Consider the following 735-nt stretch of genomic DNA (forward strand, 5'->3'; position numbering starts at 1 on the left):
TGTCGAAGCCTTGAGATGTTGGCTCGGCTAGACACCAGCCAAAACGCGCCGACCACTACGCAAGGCCATCGCCACGCTGAGAAAGAATCCGCATGTCGGCAAGTGGGCGGACGCGGAATAGCGGCTTTATGATGGGGTGGACGCCCCCCGACGGCATCGATGTGCCAGAGTGGAGGTGTTGAACACCACAAGAGGGAGGCGTCCGTGTCTGAAGTTACCACAATCGGTCTGGATATTGCCAAGAACGTTTTTCATGCGCACGGCGCGGACAGGACCGGGCGAACGGTGTTCAGCCGCAAGCTGACCCGGGGAAAACTGCTAAATTTCTTCGTGTCACAGCCGCGATGCACGGTGGCGCTGGAAGCGTGCGGCGGCGCACATCACTGGGCCCGCGAGTTGCGGGCGATGGGTCACGAGGTCAGGCTGATTCCGCCGGCCTATGTGAAGCCGTTCGTGAAGCGGCATAAGAATGATGCTGTCGATGCTGAGGCGATCTGTGAGGCGGCGCAGCGGCCAACGATGCGGTTCGTCGCGGTGAAGAGCGAAGAGCAGCAAGCCGCCGCCTTGGTGTTCCGCACGCGCGATCTGCTGGTAAAACAGCGCACCCAGCTCGGCAATGCGATCCGCGGGCATCTCACCGAATATGGCTGGGTGGCACCGAAGGGGCCGAGCCACCTGGCGATGCTGGCGGATCTGCTAGACGACAGGGAGATGGCCGCAACACTGCCGGAGGCG

Annotated in this window: 1 protein-coding gene; it reads left to right on the forward strand. The window is 62.2% G+C overall.

The window, feature by feature from the left end; translation table 11 throughout:
* Nucleotides 1-204: 204 nt before the first annotated feature.
* The coding region (locus AACY49_RS29765) for an IS110 family transposase (RefSeq protein ID WP_339527765.1) at nucleotides 205-735 on the forward strand (531 nt) is incomplete at its 3' end.

It is taken from the genome of Pseudomonas sp. EL_65y_Pfl2_R96 (genome assembly GCF_963970905.1).
Taxonomy (GTDB): Bacteria; Pseudomonadota; Gammaproteobacteria; order Pseudomonadales; family Pseudomonadaceae; genus Aquipseudomonas.